15 protein-coding genes and 1 riboswitch are annotated in these 19,672 nt (G+C 62.4%); of the genes, 10 read left to right on the top strand and 5 right to left on the bottom strand.

The window, feature by feature from the left end:
* Positions 1 to 12: 12 nt before the first annotated feature.
* Genes ruvC through ACQ4WL_RS17210 form a run of 4 tightly spaced genes read left to right on the top strand, consistent with a single transcriptional unit; the run spans position 13 to position 2,733 of the window.
* Positions 13 to 552 carry a crossover junction endodeoxyribonuclease RuvC gene (gene ruvC / locus ACQ4WL_RS17225; RefSeq protein WP_116743178.1) on the top strand — a complete coding sequence of 180 codons (540 nt, stop codon included), beginning with the start codon at positions 13 to 15 and terminating at the stop codon, positions 550 to 552.
* Between the two features lie 31 nt (positions 553 to 583).
* The gene (ruvA, locus tag ACQ4WL_RS17220) at positions 584 to 1,162 is read left to right on the top strand and encodes a Holliday junction branch migration protein RuvA (RefSeq protein ID WP_436510831.1); all 579 of its coding nucleotides are present in this window, start codon (positions 584 to 586) and stop codon (positions 1,160 to 1,162) included.
* A 12-nt stretch (positions 1,163 to 1,174) separates the two neighbouring features.
* Positions 1,175 to 2,230 (top strand): Holliday junction branch migration DNA helicase RuvB, encoded by a 1,056-nt coding sequence (ruvB, locus tag ACQ4WL_RS17215; protein ID WP_436510830.1) that lies wholly within the window; start codon positions 1,175 to 1,177, stop codon positions 2,228 to 2,230.
* Between the two features lie 35 nt (positions 2,231 to 2,265).
* Positions 2,266 to 2,733, top strand: a complete 468-nt coding sequence (locus ACQ4WL_RS17210; RefSeq protein WP_436510917.1) for a YaiI/YqxD family protein — start codon at positions 2,266 to 2,268, stop codon at positions 2,731 to 2,733.
* A gap of 54 nt (positions 2,734 to 2,787) precedes the next feature.
* Here the strand turns inward: ACQ4WL_RS17210 and ACQ4WL_RS17205 are convergent, their stop codons facing one another.
* The 4 genes from ACQ4WL_RS17205 to ACQ4WL_RS17190 all read right to left on the bottom strand — a co-directional run bounded on the left by ACQ4WL_RS17205 (position 2,788) and on the right by ACQ4WL_RS17190 (position 9,396).
* Positions 2,788 to 3,927, bottom strand: coding sequence for an OmpA family protein (locus tag ACQ4WL_RS17205; protein ID WP_436510829.1), 1,140 nt, complete (start codon positions 3,925 to 3,927; stop codon positions 2,788 to 2,790).
* A gap of 13 nt (positions 3,928 to 3,940) precedes the next feature.
* A complete protein-coding gene (locus ACQ4WL_RS17200) occupies positions 3,941 to 5,716 on the bottom strand; it encodes an ice-binding family protein (protein WP_436510828.1) in 1,776 nt (591 codons plus the stop codon).
* A 277-nt stretch (positions 5,717 to 5,993) separates the two neighbouring features.
* Complete coding sequence (locus ACQ4WL_RS17195) at positions 5,994 to 6,461, bottom strand: DUF2147 domain-containing protein (RefSeq protein ID WP_436510827.1); 468 nt, start codon at positions 6,459 to 6,461, stop codon at positions 5,994 to 5,996.
* A 115-nt stretch (positions 6,462 to 6,576) separates the two neighbouring features.
* Positions 6,577 to 9,396, bottom strand: coding sequence for a valine--tRNA ligase (locus ACQ4WL_RS17190; protein WP_436510826.1), 2,820 nt, complete (start codon positions 9,394 to 9,396; stop codon positions 6,577 to 6,579).
* Between the two features lie 502 nt (positions 9,397 to 9,898).
* On the opposite strand from ACQ4WL_RS17190, the gene ACQ4WL_RS17185 reads away from it, so the two are divergent.
* On the top strand, positions 9,899 to 10,954 hold the full coding sequence (locus tag ACQ4WL_RS17185; RefSeq protein ID WP_436510825.1) for a porin: 1,056 nt from the start codon (positions 9,899 to 9,901) through the stop codon (positions 10,952 to 10,954).
* On the opposite strand, the gene ACQ4WL_RS17180 is transcribed toward ACQ4WL_RS17185, so the two are convergent.
* Positions 10,951 to 13,035: a putative bifunctional diguanylate cyclase/phosphodiesterase gene (locus ACQ4WL_RS17180; protein ID WP_436510824.1), complete on the bottom strand. Its 2,085-nt coding sequence runs from the start codon at positions 13,033 to 13,035 to the stop codon at positions 10,951 to 10,953. The two genes, ACQ4WL_RS17185 and ACQ4WL_RS17180, sit on opposite strands and share 4 nt — an antisense overlap.
* Positions 13,036 to 13,274: 239 nt before the next feature.
* Between ACQ4WL_RS17180 and ACQ4WL_RS17175 the strand changes: the two genes are divergently transcribed.
* The 5 genes from ACQ4WL_RS17175 (at position 13,275) to thiC (ending at position 19,662) form a co-directional block, all read left to right on the top strand.
* A complete protein-coding gene (locus ACQ4WL_RS17175; RefSeq protein WP_436510823.1) occupies positions 13,275 to 14,015 on the top strand; it encodes a Crp/Fnr family transcriptional regulator in 741 nt (246 codons plus the stop codon).
* A gap of 44 nt (positions 14,016 to 14,059) precedes the next feature.
* A complete protein-coding gene (locus tag ACQ4WL_RS17170) occupies positions 14,060 to 16,303 on the top strand; it encodes a PAS domain S-box protein (protein ID WP_436510822.1) in 2,244 nt (747 codons plus the stop codon).
* Positions 16,304 to 16,331: 28 nt separating this feature from the next.
* Positions 16,332 to 17,138, top strand: coding sequence for a response regulator (locus tag ACQ4WL_RS17165; protein ID WP_436510821.1), 807 nt, complete (start codon positions 16,332 to 16,334; stop codon positions 17,136 to 17,138).
* A gap of 39 nt (positions 17,139 to 17,177) precedes the next feature.
* The gene (locus ACQ4WL_RS17160; protein WP_436510820.1) at positions 17,178 to 17,435 is read left to right on the top strand and encodes a hypothetical protein; all 258 of its coding nucleotides are present in this window, start codon (positions 17,178 to 17,180) and stop codon (positions 17,433 to 17,435) included.
* Between the two features lie 107 nt (positions 17,436 to 17,542).
* Positions 17,543 to 17,658, top strand: a riboswitch (TPP riboswitch).
* A gap of 90 nt (positions 17,659 to 17,748) precedes the next feature.
* The gene (gene thiC, locus ACQ4WL_RS17155) at positions 17,749 to 19,662 is read left to right on the top strand and encodes a phosphomethylpyrimidine synthase ThiC (RefSeq protein WP_436510819.1); all 1,914 of its coding nucleotides are present in this window, start codon (positions 17,749 to 17,751) and stop codon (positions 19,660 to 19,662) included.
* The last annotated feature ends 10 nt before the right edge of the window (positions 19,663 to 19,672 follow it).

Below are 19,672 nucleotides of genomic sequence, written 5' to 3'. Positions count from 1 at the left end.
TAGAATCTGGCGATGATTATTCTTGGCATCGATCCTGGCCTGCGCACGACCGGCTTTGGGGTCATTGAAAAACACGGCAACAAGCTGCGCTATATCGCATCGGGGACCGTCAAGACGGCTTCCGAAGGGGAATTGCCGCCGCGCCTGAAGATCATCCTGCGGGGCGTGAGCGAAATCGTCGGCACCTACCAGCCCGACTGCGCCGCCATCGAAAAAGTGTTTGTCAACGTCAATCCCCAATCGACCTTGCTGCTGGGCCAGGCGCGCGGCGCGGCCATTTGCGCGCTGGTCCACGCCGACCTGTCGGTGGCCGAATACACGGCGCTGCAAGTGAAACAGGCCGTCACGGGCCATGGCAAGGCGGCCAAGGAGCAGGTGCAAGACATGGTGGCGCGGCTGCTGTCACTGCCCGGCTTGCCCGGCACGGATGCGGCCGATGCGCTGGGCGTGGCCATTTGCCACGCTAACAGCATCGATGCGCTGGCCATGCTTGGCGCGCTGGCACCGCAACTGCAGGGTCTGCGCATGAAGCGCGGCCGTTTAGTTGGATAATCACTCTCAAATTTAACATTAGGAACACGCGATGATAGGCCGTCTCTCCGGTATTTTGCTTGAAAAGAATCCGCCACAATTGCTGGTCGATTGCCAGGGCGTCGGCTATGAAGTCGACGTGCCGATGAGCACCTTTTACAACCTGCCCCATGTGGGCGAAAAAGTCGTGCTGTTTACGCACCAGGCCATCCGCGAAGATGCGCATCTGCTGTTTGGCTTCGGCAATGCGGCCGAGCGCGCCGTGTTCCGCCAGTTGATCAAGATTACGGGCGTGGGCGCGCGCATGGCGCTGTCTATCCTGTCCGGCATGACGATAGCCGACCTGGCGCAGGCGATCACCTTGCAGGATTCGGGGCGCTTGGTGAAAGTGCCTGGCATTGGCAAGAAGACGGCGGAGCGGTTGTTGCTGGAATTGAAGGGCAAACTGGGGGCCGACATCGGTGCCAGCGGTGCGCATGCGGCGCCGGACGCGCAATCGGACATCTTGAACGCGCTGGTCGCGCTCGGCTATTCGGACAAGGAAGCGCTGGCGGCCGTGAAAAACGTGCCGGCCAGCAGTGGCGTGTCCGAAGGCATCAAACTGGCGCTGAAAGCGCTGTCGAAAGGATAACAGGGACATCGCATGAGCATCCAGACCGACAGCTTCACGGAACAGCGCATCATCGACGCGGCGCCCATCTCGCACAACGAAGAGGCCATCGAACGGGCCTTGCGCCCCAAGCAGTTAGATGAGTACGTGGGACAGGAAAAGATCCGCGACCAGCTCGAGATCTTCATCACGGCCGCGCGCCAGCGCAAGGAAGCACTCGACCATACTTTGCTGTTCGGCCCGCCTGGCCTGGGCAAGACCACCCTGGCGCACATCATCGCGCGCGAAATGGGCGTCAATTTGCGCCAGACCTCGGGTCCCGTGCTGGAGCGCCCGGGCGACCTGGCCGCGATTTTGACGAACCTGGAAGCGAACGACGTCCTGTTCATCGATGAAATCCACCGGCTGTCGCCCGTCGTGGAAGAGATCCTGTATCCGGCGCTTGAGGATTATCAAATCGATATCATGATCGGCGAAGGCCCGGCCGCCCGTTCCGTGAAGCTCGATCTGCAACCGTTTACCCTGGTCGGCGCCACCACGCGCGCCGGCATGCTGACCAACCCGCTGCGCGACCGCTTCGGCATCGTCGCGCGGCTGGAATTCTACAACACGGGCGAATTGACGAAGATCGTCACGCGCAGCGCCGCCTTGCTGAAAGCGCCCATCGACCCCGAAGGCGCGATTGAAATCGCCCAGCGCGCGCGCGGCACGCCGCGCATCGCCAACCGCCTGCTGCGCCGCGTGCGCGATTTCGCGGAAGTCAAAAGCAATGGCGAGATCACCAAGGTGGTGGCCGACCGCGCGCTGGCCATGCTCGACGTCGATTCCGCCGGCTTCGACGTGATGGACCGCAAGCTGCTCGAAGCCGTGCTGTTCAAGTTCGGCGGCGGCCCCGTCGGCATCGGCAACCTGGCCGCCGCCATCGGCGAAGCGGCCGATACCATCGAAGACGTGCTGGAGCCGTACCTGATACAGCAAGGCTTTTTGCAGCGCACGCCGCGTGGGCGCGTCGCCACGCCGGCCGCCTATTTGCACTTTGGCGTCAGCGCGCCGCGCATGGGCCCCGGCGGCGAAGCGTGGGAACCGTGATGGCGGACGGCAGCCAGGGCGGACAGCCGCCCGGCATGCAAATCTGGATCGACGCCGATGCCTGTCCCGTGGTCATCAAGGAAATCCTGTACCGCGTAGCCGACCGCCTGGAATTGTCGCTCACCCTGGTGGCCAACCAGGGCTTGCGCGTGCCGCCGTCGCGTTTCATCCGCACCGTGCAAGTGCCATCCGGCGCCGACGTGGCCGACCAGGAAATCGTGCGGCTGCTCAATCCCGGTGACCTCGTCATCACGGGCGATATTCCGCTGGCCGCCGATGTCTTGACCAAGGGCGGTTATGCCTTGAATCCGCGCGGCGAGTTTTATACGAAGGATAATATTGCCCAGCAACTGACGATGCGCGCCTTCATGGAAGAATTGCGCAGCGGCGGCGTCGATACGGGCGGCCCGGCCGCCTTCAGCCAGTCCGACCGGCAGCAGTTCGCCAACAGCCTCGATAGGCATTTGAGCAAGCATCACCGCAAGCCGGCGCCAGCGCAATAATCTGTGGACGAAAAAAAACCGGCGCAAGCCGGTTTTTTTACGTGCGCATGAAAGTTAGCGCATGACTTTTCTCGTGCCCACCACTTCCACCGTCACGCGGCGGTTCTTGGCGCGGCCGGCGGCACTCGTGTTGTCGGCCACGGGCTGCGTTTCTCCCTTGCCTTCCGTGTAGACGCGGCTCGTTTCCACGCCTTGCGCCACCAGGTACGCCTTGACGGCTTCGGCGCGGCGCTGCGACAGCTTCTGGTTATAGGCATCGGAACCGACGGCATCCGTATGACCGACCGTGACGATGACTTCCAGGTCCATGCCGGTCAATTGACCGAGTAGCTGGTCCAGCGCCGCCTTGCCTTGTGGCTTGAGCGTTGATTGATCGAAATCAAACAATGCTTCCGAAGCAAACGACACCTTTTCTGCCACGGGGACAGGTGCCGGTGCGGCCACGATCACCGGCGCCGGCATGGCGACGACAGGGGCGACTTCGGGCGCCGGCTGGTAGGCTGGCGTGGCGCTGGCCGGGCGGCCCAGCTTGTACACGAGGCTGACGGAATACAGGTCCGCATCGCCGCGGTTGCCCACGGCGTCGTTCAAGCGATAACGCTCGACTTCGCCGCGCAAGGCCAGCGCTTCGCTGAACTTGTATTCCAGGCCCAGACCCAGCTTGGCGTTGAGCTTGCGCTCGCTGGCATGCGTGTTTGTCGAGCCCAGCAGGCGGTTGCCGCTGAATTCCGTGTTGGTCTTGGTGTAGTGCATGCCGACACGCCCCAGCAAGGACAGTCGCTGCGACAGCGGAAGCTGGCCCAGCAAGTCCAGGTTCACGCCGCGAAAGGCCGCTTGTCCGTTGAGTACGCCGTTGCCGCTGGTGGTCGACTTGAAATCGAACTTGCCCAGGTCAAAGTAGCCGCCTTCCACGGCGAAATACTGGTTCAGTTGCCGGCCGACAAACAGCTTATAGCCCGTGTCGCGCTGGTCCTTGGTGAAACCGGTGACGGTTTCACCGTTGGCGGCCAGGCTGGCGCGCAGACGCGGCTCGTCGATGGTGGCGCGCGACTGGCCCACGCCCGCACCGAGGTACCAGGCGCTGTTGGCCCAGTCCGGGTTGATGAAGGTGTTGTCCTGCGCCTGCGCCGCTTGCGCTGCCAGCAGGGCGCCGGTCATCACGCTCAGGGCGCCCAGTGTGTGTGCAATAGTCATGGTCATGTCCCGATTATTTGGTGATCTTGTTGTTGCGCAGGGTAACGGCGGCAGCCGTCAGCACGCGGCCATTGAGCAGGGTCGTGTTGTCGCCTACCGTGATGGCGGCAGACTGGCCCAGGATATTGCCCTTGAAGACGCTGTTCGCGGCCAGGGTGGTGGGGCCGACGGGCAGCCAGCTGACGTTGTCGGCCGTGGCGCCATTGTTCAGGGCAACGACCGAATTGACGGTCGAATCCAGGGTCAGCGCCGTGCGGAAGATGTACACGCCGGGACCGTTCAAAGTCAGCGTGCCCGTGATGCTGATGGCGCCCGCATAGCAATACACGCCGGGGCCGAAGGTCTGGCCACCGAGGTCGATGCCGCCGGCAAAGCTGACGTCGCAGGTGCGGCTATTGCCGTCCGTGATCGCCGCTTGCAGGTCCGTCATGGCGCCGGCCAGGATGGCGCCCGATTTGTAGTTGGTAAAGCCGGCCGCCTGGGTCGGGTCGACCGTTTGCGACGGTGCACCGACGTCGCCCGTGATCAGGGTGGTGCCGCCCGAATTATTCGTGATCGAGGTGCCGGCCAGTACGCCGAACGGCGCCGCGCGGCCCAGAATGATCGGGTTCAGGACGGGCGGGATGGCGACAGCCGTGACAGTCAGCAGCGCGCTGCCCGACTGGCCGCCGGCCGTGGCCGTGATGTTGCTGGTACCGACGGCGATGCCGGTGGCGACGCCCGTGTTCAGCACGCTGGCGTTGGCAACGGTACCCGAGCTCCAGGCGGCGCCGCCGGTGATGATGGCGTTCGAGCTATCCGAATACGTTGCCGTGGCAATGAATTGCTGCTGGGCACCGACAGCGATGCTGGCGGTAGCGGGCGTGACGGCGATGCTGACCAGGGTGGCGGCAGGCACGGTGACGGTGGTGCTGGCCGTCTTGCCGTTGAAGCTGGCATTCATGACGCTGCTACCAAAGGCAATGCCGGTGACCAGGCCGCCGCTGGCGACGGTGGCCGAGGCGGGCGTGACGGAAACGAAGCTGCTGCCGGTCGTGACGTCGACCATGCTGCCATCCGAGTACGTGGCAATGACGGCCAGCTGACGCGTCGCGGCGACAAGGATGATCGGGTTTTGCGGCGTGACGGCGATGGACAGCAAGGTCGCTGGCGAGACGGTCAATACCGTGCTGGCCGTGAGCGTACCCGTGGTGGCCGTGATCTGCGTCGTGCCGGCAACCTTGCCCAGCGCCAGACCGCCGGCGGCGATGCTGGCCGTGGCGGGATTGGCCGAGGCAAAGGCCGAGACGGCCGTGACGTCGCGCGTGGTGCCGTCGCTGAAGCTGCCGCTCACCGTGAATTGCTGCGTTGCGCCGATGGCGATGGATGGCGTGAGCGGCGCGATGGCAATCGCCGTCAAGGTGGCGGGCGAGACAGTCAACTGTGCCGCTGCACTCTTGCCGCCGAACGCGGCGCTGATGCTGCTGCCGCCGGCAGCCACGCCAGCGGCAACGCCGCTGCTGGCGTTGACGGTGGCATTGGCCGGCGTGGCCGACGTCCAGCTTGCCTTGGCGCTGACATCTTGTGCGGAACCGTCGCTATACGTGGCGATGGCTGTAAATTGCTGGCCGGCACCGATGGCGATCGTGGCCGTGGCGGGTGTAACGGTCAGGCTGGACAGGGTGGCAGCCGGCAAGCCGAGGATGGGATCGCGTCCCTGGTCGCCGCCGCCGCAGCCGGCCAGGGCGGCCATGGCCAGCAAACCTGCCGCGACGAGCAGCGGGTTCAGATATCGTTTGAAGAGGTTCATTTGCGTTCCTTTGTGCATGGCAGTCACTGCCGGGCATCTGCGGATGAGGTCATCTGGCAGAGCCATGCCGCCCTTCGCTACAGAGAGAGGGCGTCATTGGCATGTACTATTTCACGGCGGGGACTGCCGGTATGTGCGTTGGCGCGCATAGCGTTCAGCCACCTTGATACAGGCCAAAATACAAGCGGATTCGAGCTGGAAAAACAACACGAGTACGGGGCAGGGGCGTAAAAAAAAGCCGGCGCTGGGCCGGCTTCGGTTACGGGGGCGGCTGCGATTATTCTTCGCGCACCCATGTCTGCGAGCGGCCAAACATCGGCACGCCGACATAGCCGCGCACTTGCAGCTTGGTGCCGCCTTCAATCAGTTCGGCCTTGCTCTTGTAGGTCTTGCCATTGGCCGGGTCCGTGATTTCGCCGCCCGTCCATTCCTTGCCGTCATATTTCAGGCCGGACAGGATCACCAGGCCGATGATGGGCTGGTCCTTGTTGGCGCCCGTGCACTTGTCGCACTTGGGATTTTGATCTTCATTCGGGCCACGGAACAGCTTGTCGATCTTGCCTTGCAAGACGCCGTTGTTTTCCGTGATGACGATGAGTGATTTCGGCTTGCCGCTGGCGTCATCGATGGTTTTCCATGTGCCCACGGGGGTGTAGTTGCCGTCGCGCGCGGTGGCGCTGCCGGCGATGGCCAGGGCGGCCACCATGATGCTTGCTGTGACGCTTGCTTTGAATATTGTATGCATTGCCAGTCTCCAATGGTTTTTTTTGATCGGGTCACGAACAGTTTATATACCAAGGCAAGACCAGCTATCCTGCGCGGCGTCACGGATGACGCCGCGCAATCCTGCCAAACTTGCCTTATGCGCTGGCTAGTTTAGCAAACTGTTCGCGCAATTTTTCAATTGTGGCCGAAAAACTGAGCAAACGCTCGTTTTCTTGCGCAACGATGGCGGCAGGGGCGCGCGCGACGAAGCTTTCATTGCCTAATTTACTATTTACTTTGGCAATTTCCGCTTCGATGCGGGCGATTTCCTTGCCCAGGCGCTCGCGTTCGGCGGCCACGTCGATTTCCACTTTCAGCATCAGCTTGGTGGTGCCGACGATGGCGACGGCCGCAGGCGAGTCCGGCAGCGTATCGACGATCTGCACCTCGGCCAGTTTGCCCAGCGACTGGATGTACGGTGCGTACGACGCCAGCGCGGCCTTTTCCGTGGCATTGCCCGCTTCGACGATCAGCGGCACGCGCACGGATGGGGAAATTTGCATTTCGCCGCGCAGGTTGCGCGTGGCATCCGTCAAGGCTTTCAGCTGCTGCATCCACGCTTCGGCCGACTCGTCGATCTTGTCGGTGTTGGCGATCGGGTACGGCTGCATCATGATGGACACGCCCTTGGGCTCGCCTTCGGCTTTCGGCAGCTTGCCGGCCAGCGGCGCAACGCTTTGCCACAGGGCTTCCGTGACGAATGGAATGATCGGATGGGCCAGGCGCAGCACGACTTCCAGCACGCGCAGCAGGGTGTGACGGGTGGCGCGTTGCTGGCCTTCCGTGCCTTGCTGGACTTGCACCTTGGCTACTTCCAGGTACCAGTCGCAATACTCGTCCCAGACGAACTTGTAGATGGTGGCGGCGATATTGTCGAAACGGAAGTCTTCAAAGCCCTTGGCCACGTCCAGTTCGGCCTTTTGCAGCAGCGAGATGATCCATTTATCGGCTTGCGACAGGTCGGCGTCATTGGCTGTGCAATCCTTGCCTTCCGTATTCATCATGACGAAACGCGTGGCATTCCACATCTTGTTGCAGAAGTTGCGGTAGCCTTCGCAGCGGCCCAGGTCGAAATTGATGTTGCGGCCCAGCGAGGCATAGCTGGCCATGGTGAAGCGCACGGCGTCCGTGCCGTAGGCCGAAATGCCGTCCGGGAATTCCTTGCGGGTTGCCTTGGTGATCTTTTCTGCGTCGCGCGGATTCATCAGGCCCGTGGTGCGCTTGATGATCAAGCCTTCCAGGTCGATGCCGTCGATCAGGTCGATCGGATCGAGCGTATTGCCTTTCGACTTGGACATTTTCTGCCCCGTCGAATCGCGCACCAGGCCGTGCACGTAGACGGTTTCAAACGGCACCTTGCCCGTAAAATGCGCCGTCATCATGACCATGCGCGCGACCCAGAAGAAGATGATGTCGAAACCCGTCACCAGCACGGACGACGGCAGGAACGCCTTCATGTCTGGCGTTTCTTCCGGCCAACCCATGGTCGAGAACGGCACCAGGGCCGACGAGAACCACGTGTCGAGTACGTCGTCGTCGCGCTTCAACGGGCCCGTGCTGCCGGCCGCCTGTGCCTTGGCTTGTGCCTCGCCTTCGGTCTTGGCAACGAAGATATTGCCTGCATCGTCGTACCACGCCGGGATTTGATGGCCCCACCACAGCTGGCGCGAGATGCACCAGTCCTGGATGTTGTTGAGCCACTGGTTGTAGGTGGTGCTCCAGTTTTCCGGCACGAACTTGATTTCGCCATTGGCGACCTTGTCCAGCGCCGTTTCGGCGATCGATTTGCCGGGGAAGAAAGTGCCTTCCGGGGCCGGCTTGCTCATGGCGACAAACCACTGGTCCGTCAGCATCGGCTCGATGACGACGCCCGTGCGGTCGCCGCGCGGCACCATCAGTTTGTGCGGCTTGACCTGTTCCAGCAAGCCTTGCGCATCGAGGTCGGCGACGATCTGCTTGCGCGCGGCGAAGCGGTCCATGCCGCGGTATGCTTCAGGTGCGTCGTCGGTGATCTTCGCGTCCAGGGTCAGAATGACGATCTGCGCCAGTTTGTGGCGCTGGCCCACGGCGTAATCGTTCATGTCGTGCGCCGGGGTAATCTTCACGCAGCCGGTGCCGAATTCCTTGTCGACGTATTCGTCGGCGATGATGGGGATTTCGCGGTCGGTCAATGGCAGTTTCAGCATCTTGCCCACCAGTGGCAGGTAGCGCTCGTCCGTCGGATCGACGGCCACGGCCACGTCGCCCAGCATGGTTTCAGGACGCGTGGTGGCCACCGTCAGGAAACCGCTGCCGTCGGCCAGCGGGTACTTGATGTACCACATGGAACCGTCTTCTTCCTCGGACACCACTTCCAGGTCCGAGACCGCCGTGCCCAGCACGGGGTCCCAGTTGACGAGGCGCTTGCCGCGGTAGATCAGGCCTTGTTCGAACAGGCGCACGAAGACGTCGGTGACGACTTTCGAGCGCGGCTCATCCATGGTGAAGTATTCGCGCTGCCAGTCGGCCGAAGCGCCCAGGCGGCGCATCTGGCCGGTGATGATGGAACCGGATTTTTCTTTCCATTCCCACACTTTTTCCACGAACTTCTCGCGGCCCAGGTCATGGCGCGAAATCTTTTGCGCGTCCAGCTGGCGTTGCACGACGATTTGCGTGGCGATGCCCGCGTGGTCGGTGCCGGGAATCCAGGCCGTGTTGTGGCCCAGCATGCGGTGGTAGCGGGTCAGGCCATCCATGATGGTCTGGTTGAACGCATGGCCCATGTGCAGGGTGCCGGTGACGTTCGGCGGCGGCAACTGGATGCTGAAGGAAGGTTTTCCGGCATCGAGGGTGGCGGTAAAGTAACCGCGCTGTTCCCACTCGGTGCGCCAGAATTGTTCAATGTCGGCGGGCTCGAAAGACTTGGCTAATTCCATGATTTGGCGTGTGATTGGCAAAAGGAACCATTATAGATGACACGGCATCGCCTGCAGCGTGGCAACAGGCCTTTTTCAGTGTTTTGGCGGCTTTGCGGGCCGTTTTCCCGCAACAGAACGGGGATAAGTGCGCTGCCGATGTTATAATGCGGGCCTCGGCGCCTACTGCCTCATCCTTGCGGACGGCGCCAGCAGACGCGGTGGCATCAACGTTTCACTCCAACACCCGTCCGCGTCTCAAGGCCAGCGCATCTGCGATGCCAGCCACTTTCAGTGCGTCCCCTGCGGGCCGGGCGCCTGAGCCACGCGCACCGCCAGCGGTGCACCATTCACGGCGGAATCAAAGCGGCTCGTCATTGCACGCCGCTGCCGCCACAGCTTAGCCAGGATATTTTGTCCGGCGCGTCGTCTTTTGACACGGCATACCCCGCATGGCGCCTTGCCGCCTGTGGCCTTGCCGTGGCCGCCGCTTTCCTGGTTTCGCTTTTACAAGGAAATCATCATGAAAAAAATCGCCATCTTTGCCGGCCTTGCCAGCACCCTGGGCGCCTTGCCTGCCGCCCACGCCCAGTCGTCCGTCGGCCCGTCTTCAGTCACCCTGTATGGCTTGATGGATGCGGGCCTGGTGCAGGAAGGCGGCGTCAGCAAACTCACCAGCGGCGTGTCGGCCGGTTCGCGCCTCGGTTTGCGCGGCACGGAATCGCTGGGTAACGGCTTGCAAGCCGTGTTCACCCTGGAAGCGGGTGTGCTGAGCGACACGGGCCGCTCCGACCAGGCAGGCCAGTTGTTCGGCCGCCAGGCCTTTGTCGGCATCGACAGTCCGCTGGGCATGCTGACCGTGGGGCGCCAGTACAACCTGCAAAGCCAGGCACTGACGGACGTGGCCGACCCGTTCGAGGGCGGCATGGCCGGTGCGTCGACCAACCTGGCCGGCTATTCGGCCACGCGCATCGACAATACCGTGCGTTATACCTCGCCGGAATGGCGCGGCGTGACGGGCACCGTCATGTATGGTGCTGGCGAACACACGGGGATGGCGGCAGATCAACGTTCGCTGGGCCTGGCCCTCGGCTATGTCAACGGTCCATTGACCCTGCGCCTGGCGCGCCAGAGCCGTGGCGGCGAAGTCGGCAAGGCCGACGTCAACAACACCATTTTGGCGGGCAACTACAACTTCGGCGTGGCCACCGCGTTTGCCGGCTATGGCCGCAACACGGGCGATGGCAGCACCATGTTCTTTGCGGAAAACCCGTATGGCGCGGCACAGGCGCCGGCCCAGTCGAGCGACAGCCGCGACGCCATCGTCGGCGTCTCCGTGCCGCTCGGCGCGACCACCTTGCTGGCCTCGTTCATCCACAAGGATGACCGCGACGCTGCCAACCGCGATGCGCAGCAGCTGGCCATCGGCGCCACATTTGCCTTGTCCAAGCGCAGCATGGTGTATCTTGCCTACGCGCATATCCGCAACCGCAACGACGCCGCCTACATGGTGGGCAATGCGACGGAAGTGGGCAGCGGCAACCGCGCGCTGAACATCGGCTTGCGCCACGCGTTTTAAGCGGGCAGCATTTTTCTCTGCTGTAACAGTTCTTCGAAGGCGGGCGCGGTCAGCGGTCGGCTGAACAGATAGCCCTGCATCTGGTCGCAGCCGTGCTGGCGCAGGAAGGCCAGTTGCTGCGCCGTTTCCACGCCTTCGGCGATCACTTTCAGGCGCAGGCTGTGCGCCAGCGAAATGATGGCGCGCACGATGGCCGCGTCGTCGTCGCTGTGTGTGATATCGCTGACGAAGGTCTTGTCGATTTTCAGCACGTCGATGGGGAAGTGGCGCAGGTACGCCAGGCTGGAATAGCCGGTGCCGAAGTCGTCGATGGACAGTTGCACGCCCAGTCCCTTCAGCTTGCTCATGATGGCCGTGGCTTGCTCCACGTTATGCATGACCATGCTTTCCGTCAATTCCAGTTCCAGATGGGCGGCGTCGAGGCCTGTCTCGGCCAGCGCCTGCGCCACCGCGTACAGCAGATTCCTTTGCTTGAATTGCCGCGCCGACAAGTTGACGGCCAGGCGCAGCGGGCCATGGCCGGCCAGTTGCCAGGCGTGCGCCTGGGCGCACGCCGTGCGCAGGACCCAGTCGCCGATGGCGATGATCAAGCCCATTTCCTCGGCCAGGCCGATAAAGCTGGCAGGCGGAATGCGCCCCAGTTGCGGATGGTTCCAGCGCAGCAGCGCTTCCATGCCCACCACCGCGCCGCTGGCCAGATCCAGCTGGGGCTGGTATTCGAGGTGGAACTGTCCGCGCTCCAGGGCGTGGCGCAACTCGCTTTCCAGTCCCAGCCGCTCCAGGGTGCCCGCATTCATGCTCGAGGCATAGAATTGCCAGTGGCCCCGTCCTTGTTCCTTGGCGCGGTACATGGCGATGTCGGCATGCTTGATCAAGGTGTCGGCATTCTGGCCATCATCTGGATACACGGCCACGCCCATGCAACAGCTGAGAAAGAATTCATATTCGCCCAATTGCAGCGGCTGCGCCACGGCGTCCTGGATGCGTTGCAGCATGGCGGCGCCCGGTTCTCCATTGCCATGCTGGGGCAGCAGCAGCACGAATTCGTCGCCGCCCAGGCGCGCCACCGTGTCGACTTCGCGCGTGGCGTTGCGCAGGCGCTCGGCCACGTTTTTCAGCACAAGGTCGCCCGCATCGTGGCCCAGGGTATCGTTGACGAATTTAAAGCGGTCGAGGTCGATGAACACCACCCACAGGGGCAGGCCGCTGCGCCGCGTCACGGCCATCGCCTGCTCCAGCCGTTCGCGCAGTAGTGCCCGGTTGGCCAGGCCTGTGAGGATATCGTGCCTGGCCTGGAATTCCAGTTCCTGTTCGAAGCGCATGACGGTGCTGATGTCGTATTGCGCTACGACAAAGTGGCTGACGGGGCCATCGCCATCGTCGCGCATGGGCGCGACGAACAGCTCGCTCCAATAGCAGCTGCCATCCTTGCGGAAATTGCGCACGATGGCCTTGCCTTCGCGCTGTTCGCGCAGGGCGGCTGTAATCTCATGCATGTCTTGCCGCCCCTGTTCGGGACCCTGCAAGTCTTCCAGGCGCTGGCCAATGACTTCGCCGGCCGCATAGCCGGTGATGCGTTCGAAGGCGGGGTTGACGTATTCGATCAGGTAGCCCGGCGCATCGGCGCTGCACAGGATGACGGCATTGGCCGACACTTCGATGATGCGTTCGCGCAAACGCAGCGACTTTTCATTGTGCATGCGCGCGGCGATGTCTTCGGACAGGCGCAAGTTGGCAAACTGCAGCGCCGCCGTGCGCTCCCCCGTGATGCGGGCAATCACGGAATTGCGTGACACCAGCTGAAACACATACGCCGTTGCCAGCAGGCTCGACAGTAGTCCGCCCAGCAGCACGTACAGCGAGCCGCGATGGTTGGCGTCCAGGCTCATGCCGTTGGCCGGCAGCAGGGCGGCGCGCAGCGTGTGACCGCTGGCGTGGTACTGCAGCAGCAATCGGGTACTCTCCGACTCGATCTGGCGCGCCGAGGCGTAGCACAGGGCTGTCAGGCACAGCCCGACCGCCAGGGTGATCAGGGCGGAGGTGGAAATGGAAATGGAGATACGTTTGAAGAATGATTGCATGGTGGCATCCGGTAGCAGTGCCGGCGCCGATCCGTGATACGGCAGCCCTGACAGTGACTGACTGTAGGGCGCGAGGTACCTGACCGTCCGTGCGCTGGCGAACGGACGGCGATGCCGCCAAGAAATATAGTCGGGGCACTGTGGCAGCGCTGTGTTACGCTGCACTATTAGAGTGCCCTTCGTTCGGACGCCTTTCATTGATCCCCCTAGCTGACGACTGGAAACCAGGAAAACTGCCCATGTCGAGTCCGTATGCCCAGCTGCACAACCCAAATCAAAACCATTTGCTCGCCGCCATGCTTGACGCCGATTTCGCGCGCCTGGCCCCCCACCTGGAGCAAGTGTCCATGCTGCTGGGGGATGTGATCTACGATTCGGGCGACAAGCTGCCGCATGTGTATTTTCCCACCACGGCCATCGTTTCCATTCACTACCTGCTGGAAAACGGCGGCTCGTCGGAAATTGCCGGCGTCGGCAATGAAGGCGTCGTGGGCGTGTCGCTGTTCATGGGCGGCAACTCGACGCCCAGCCGCGCCGTCGTGCAGACGGGCGGCGTCGGCTACCGGCTGAAGGCCCATCTGCTGATGGAAGAATTCGACCGCGCCGGCCCCGTCATGCGCTTGCTGCTGCGCTATACGCAAGCCTTGATCACGCAAATGTCGCAGACGGCCGTGTGCAACCGCCACCATACGGTGGAGCAGCAGCTGTGCCGCTGGCTGCTGCTGACCATGGACCGCCTGCCGAACCGCGAGCTGACCATGACGCAGGAACTCATCGCCAACATGCTGGGCGTGCGCCGCGAAGGCGTGACGGAAGCGGCCGGGCGCTTGCAGGCGCGTGGCTTCATCAGTTACCGGCGCGGCCATATCTCCGTGCTGGACCGCGCCGGCCTCGAAGGCCATGTGTGCGAATGCTATGGCGTGGTCAAAAAGGAATTCACGCGCCTGCTGTCGGACGTGCGCCAGCGCCAAGGTTCCTGATCACTGCATTTCCCTCTTATCGTTGTCACAGCCCAGGCTACCTCATGCAATCTGTTGAAAACATCCCCCCGCGCGCACCGTCGCGCTGGCCCATGGCGCTGGCGTTTTCCTTCAGCGCCGTCGTGCTGCTGGCCGTCGGCGTGCTGGCCTGGCGCGCGCCGTTCGAGACGGCCTGCGCCATTGATGCGCTGGTATTCCTGTTGCTGATGCTGCTCGTGGCGCTGTACCGGCGCACGGTGTCGGCCAGCCTGCCGCGCCAGTTGCTCAAGGCGGGCGCCTTGCAGGATGCGATTTTCAATAGCGCCAATTTCTCGTGCATCGCCACCGATGCACAGGGCGTGATCCAGATTTTCAACGTGGGCGCCGAACGCATGCTCGGCTATGAAGCGAGCGACGTGGTCGACAAGCTGACGCCGGCCGGTATTTCCGATGCGCAAGAAATCATCGCGCGCGCCGCTGCCCTCAGTGCTGAACTCGACACGGTCATCACGCCAGGCGTGGAAGCGCTGGTGTTCAAGGCCACGCGCGGCATCGAAGACATCTACGAATTGACGTATATCCGCAAGGATGGCAGCCGCTTCCCCGCCATCGTCTCCGTGACGGCCTTGCGCGACGCGCAGAGCAAGGTCATCGGTTACTTGCTGATCGGCACCGACAACACGGCGCGCAAGCAGGTCGAGGCGGAACAGGCGCAGCTGGACCAGCGCTTGCGCGAGCAGCAGTTCTACACGCGCTCGCTGATCGAATCGAATATCGACGCCCTGATGACGACGGACCCGCGCGGCATCATCAGCGACGTCAACCAGCAGATGGAAGCGCTGACGGGCTGCACGCGCGACGAATTGATCGGCGCACCGTGCAAGAATTACTTTACGGAGCCGGAACGGGCCGAGGAAGCCATCGCGCGCGTCTTGCGCGAAGGAAAATTGACGAATTACGAACTGACAGCCCTGGCGCGCGACGGCAAGCAGACGGTGGTGTCGTACAACGCCTCGACTTTCCATGACCGCGACCGCAAGCTGCAGGGCGTGTTTGCCGCCGCCCGCGACGTGACGGAACGCAAGCAGTTCGAACTGGCCTTGCAAGACACGAATATTGAAATGGAAAAGGCCCGCCAGGCGGCGGAAAAGGCGAACCTGGCCAAGTCCGAGTTCCTGTCGAGCATGAGCCATGAATTGCGCACGCCCTTGAACGCCGTGCTGGGCTTTGCGCAGCTGATGGCCTCCGAGACGCCGGCGCCGAGCTTGCCGCAGCAGCGCTCGATCGACCAGATCCTCAAGGGCGGCTGGTATCTTTTGCGTCTGATCAATGAAATCCTCGACCTGGCCATGATCGAGTCGGGCAAGGTCACCATGTCGGAAGAGGCGATGTCCTTGCTCGACGTGCTGCAGGATTGTCAGGCGATGATCGCGCCGCAGGCGGAAAAGCGCGGCATCAGCATGCATTTCCCCCGTTGCGGCCAGGCTTTCTATGTGCATGCCGACCGTACGCGCGTCAAACAGGTGATGATCAATCTGCTGTCGAACGCCATCAAGTACAACCAGAGCGGCGGCAGCGTGAAAGTCGATTGCCGCCAGCGCGGCGACAAAGTGCGCACCAGCGTCACCGATAGTGGCGCCGGCCTGAATGCCGAACAGATGAGTCAGCTGTTCCAGCCTTTCAACCGCCTGGGCCAGGAAAGCAGCACGGAAGAGGGCACGGGCATCGGCCTGGTCGTCACCAAGCAGTTGGTCGAACTGATGGGCGGCACCATCGGCGTCGACAGCACGGTGGGCCTGGGTACCACCTTCTGGGTGGAATTCAAGGCATCGCGCGCGCCTGAGCTGCACCTGGAGGAGGGCGAAGTCTTGCCTGTGGTGCAGGAAAATCAGGAAATCCAGCGCACCTTGCTGTATGTGGAAGACAATCCCGCCAACCTGGCGCTGGTCGAGCAATTGATCGCCCGCCGCAGCGATTTGAAGCTGCTGACGGCCATCGATGCGCACCTGGGCATCGACCTGGCGCGCACGTATCAGCCGGACGTGATCTTGATGGATATCAACCTACCTGGCATCAGCGGCTATGGCGCGCTGCACATCCTGCACGACGACCCGCTCACCAGCCACATTCCCGTGATGGCCCTGTCGGCCAACGCCGTGCCGCGCGACATCGAGAAAGGCCTGGAAGCGGGCTTCTTCCGTTACCTGACCAAGCCGATCAAGGTCGTCGAATTCATGGATGCGCTCGACGTGGCCCTGCACCATGCGGCCGCGCACGGCCTGGCCGACGACATTCACGCAGTACGCTAATTCAGCACTTATTTTTAGGAACACCGCCATGCTTCAAGCCACCGAGATCCTGAACGCCAGCATCCTCATCGTTGACGACCAGGAGGCCAACGTCATGCTGCTCGAACAGGTGCTGCGCAACGCCGGCTACACGCGCATCACTTCCACCATGGACCCGCAAGCCGTGCGCGCGCTGCACCAGCAGCACCGCTACGACCTGATCCTGCTCGACTTGCAGATGCCGGAAATGGATGGCTTCGAAGTCATGGAAGGCTTGCGCGATATCGAGGCGGGCAGCTATCTGCCCGTGCTGGTGATCACTGCCCAGCCCGGCCACAAGCTGCGCGCGCTGCAAGCCGGCGCCAAGGACTTCGTCAGCAAGCCCTTCGACCTGGTGGAGGTGAAAACGCGCATCCACAACATGCTGGAAGTGCGTTTGCTGTACCAGAAGCTGGCCGAATACAATAAGTCGCTGGAACAGATGGTGGAAGAGCGCACGGCGGAGTTGCGCGAAAGCGAAGCGCGCTTCCAGCGCTTCACGGAACTGTCGTCCGACTGGTACTGGGAACAGGATGCGCAGGGTAACCTGACGCGCTTTTCCGGCCCCGTGGCTGAAATGCTGGGCATCGGCAGCGAAGAAGAGCCGCAGCGCTGGAACGCCGCCGAACGAGCGCTGCTCGACGCCAAGATTGCCGCACGCGAACCGTTTCTCGATTTTATCTACAGCCGCGCCAACCTCGACGGCAGCACGCAGTACCTGCAGGTCAGCGGCGAACCGATGTTCGACAATGGCAGCCGCTTCATCGGCTACCGCGGCATCGGCCTCGATGTCACGGAGCGCTTGCGTATCGCCTGATTTATACTTGCTGCTATCCACATCCACAAGGAAAGCATCATGGCTGACAAATCACCACCGCAATACTGGTTCCCCGCCAAGACCTATGGCTGGGGCTGGGGCTTGCCCATCACCTGGCAGGGCTGGCTGGTGTTCCTGGCCGCGCTGGCGCTGTTCGCCTGCGGCGCCTTCCTGTTCCCGCCGCAAACCATGCTCGTCGGCTACATCGTCTATGAAGTGGTCATCGTTGCCGCGCTCATTTTTATCTGCCAGCTGAAGGGCGAACCGACCGGCTGGCGCTGGGGCAAGAAGAAATAAGCGTGCTGGCATCTGCTGCATTGCAGCAGATGCACATAGACGACAAAGCAAGAAATCATCTGGCCACGCGGCACGAACCGCGTATAATTGGCTCGCTGCCGCAAGGCGGCAAACGCTAGGGGTCCTGCCTTTCGCTGTGGAAACACAGTGCAAGCGCGGGTGAGAAATACCCTCCGAACCTGATCTGGATAATGCCAGCGAAGGGAAGCTTTAGGATGAACGCACCCCGCCTTTCCGCGTGCGCAATTCCGAACCTCCTTAGCTGGCTCCAGGCTATAAATAGTCTAGCTGCAAGTCTAGCCAAGGAGCCAAAATGAACGCCAACCCGAAATTCCTCTCCGCCACCGCCACGGTCGACGAAGCCGCCATCGCGCCGCTGCCCAATTCACGCAAGATTTACGTGCAAGGCAGCCGCCCCGACATCCGCGTGCCCATGCGCGAGATCAGCCAGTCCGACACGGAAGCGTCGTTCGGCGGCGAAAAGAATCCACCGATCTACGTGTACGACACCTCCGGCCCCTACACGGACCCGGACGTGAACATCGACATCCGCTCGGGCCTCGATACGCCGCGCCTGCCATGGATAGTCGAACGTGCCGACACGGAAGAATTGCCCGGTCCCACCTCTGACTACGGCATCGCCCGCCTGGCGGACCCGAAGCTGGCCGAGCTGCGTTTCAACTTGCACCGCAAGCCGCGCCGCGCCATTGCCGGCAAGAACGTCACGCAAATGCATTACGCCCGCCAGGGCATCATCACGCCGGAAATGGAATTCGTCGCCATCCGCGAAAACATGCGTCGCCAGGAATATTTGCGCGAGCTCAAGGCTTCCGGCCCCATGGGCGAGCGCCTGGCCGACCTGATGGGCCGCCAGCACCCGGGCCAGTCGTTCGGCGCCAGCATCCCGGCCGAAATCACGCCGGAATTCGTGCGCGAGGAAATCGCCCGCGGCCGCGCCATCATCCCCGCCAACATCAACCACCCGGAAGTGGAACCGATGATTATCGGCCGCAATTTCTTGGTGAAAATCAATGCGAACATCGGCAATTCTGCCGTCACCTCGTCGATCGGCGAGGAAGTGGAAAAAATGACATGGGCCATCCGCTGGGGCGGCGACAATGTCATGGACTTGTCCACCGGCAAGCATATCCACGAAACGCGCGAATGGATCGTGCGCAACAGCCCCGTGCCCATCGGTACCGTGCCGATTTACCAGGCGCTGGAAAAGGTCAATGGCAAGGCCGAAGACCTGACGTGGGAAATCTTCCGCGACACCCTGATCGAGCAGGCCGAGCAGGGCGTCGATTACTTCACCATCCATGCTGGCGTGCTGCTGCGCTACGTGCCGATGACGGCCAAGCGCTTGACGGGCATCGTCTCGCGCGGCGGCTCCATCATGGCGAAGTGGTGCCTGGCGCATCACCAGGAATCGTTCCTGTACACGCATTTCGAAGACATTTGCGAAATCATGAAGGCGTATGACGTCTCGTTCTCTCTGGGCGACGGCTTGCGCCCCGGTTCCATCTACGATGCCAACGACGAGGCGCAGCTGGGCGAACTGAAAACCCTGGGTGAGCTGACGCAAGTCGCCTGGAAGCACGACGTGCAAGTGATGATCGAAGGCCCGGGCCACGTGCCCATGCAATTGATCAAGGAAAACATGGACTTGCAGCTGGAGCAGTGCGGCGAGGCGCCGTTCTACACGCTGGGACCGTTGACGACCGATATCGCGCCCGGCTACGACCACATCACGTCCGGCATCGGCGCGGCCATGATCGGCTGGTATGGCACGGCCATGCTGTGCTATGTGACGCCGAAGGAACACCTGGGCCTGCCCAACAAGGCCGACGTCAAGGACGGCATCATCACCTACAAGATTGCGGCGCATGCGGCCGACCTGGCGAAAGGCCATCCGGGCGCGCAAATCCGCGACAACGCCTTGTCGAAAGCCCGCTTTGAATTCCGCTGGGACGACCAGTTCAATATCGGCCTGGACCCGGACAAGGCGCGTGAATTCCACGATGAAACCCTGCCCAAGGATTCGGCCAAGGTGGCGCATTTCTGCTCCATGTGCGGCCCGCACTTCTGCTCGATGAAGATCACGCAGGAAGTGCGCGAATATGCGGCCGGCATGGGCATCGCGGAAGACAAGGCGCTCAAGCAGGGCATGGAAATCAAGGCCATCGAGTTCATCAAGAACGGTGCCGAGCTGTATCGCAAGGTCTGAAGGAGAGCGT

Origin of the sequence: Janthinobacterium kochi (genome assembly GCF_051380715.1) — a bacterium.
GTDB lineage: Bacteria > Pseudomonadota > Gammaproteobacteria > Burkholderiales > Burkholderiaceae_D > Janthinobacterium.
This window is presented reverse-complemented; position numbering and strand designations above follow the sequence as displayed.